This is a genomic window from Gilvimarinus sp. 1_MG-2023 (assembly GCF_030548285.1).
On the sequence record NZ_JAUOSC010001302.1, the window covers coordinates 1 to 255 of the forward strand.

1 protein-coding gene is annotated in these 255 nt (G+C 57.3%); it reads right to left on the minus strand.

All coding sequences use genetic code 11. From position 1 onward, the window contains the following. Positions 1 to 255: hypothetical protein (locus tag Q4563_RS21065; protein ID WP_303605911.1), on the minus strand; the 255-nt coding region annotated here is incomplete at both ends.

The window sequence follows — 255 nt, forward strand, 5'->3', positions numbered from 1 at the left end:
ATATTGTTCAATCGCGGCATTGGCTTCTTGCCATTGCAGCCGGGTTTCTTCCAGTTCTTCTTGCAAAAATGCCTGTTGTTCACGGGCTTCCGCCAGGTCGTCATCGATACGCCGGCTTCGTTGTGCCGCCTGTTCGGCCCGGGCCTGGTGGGCTGACAGCTGGGTTTGTAGTGTCATCAACTGGCTGTTGACCTGCTGCCATTCCCGTTGGGCATTGTCCCGTTGCTGTTCCAGACCACGCAAGCTCATCCGCGC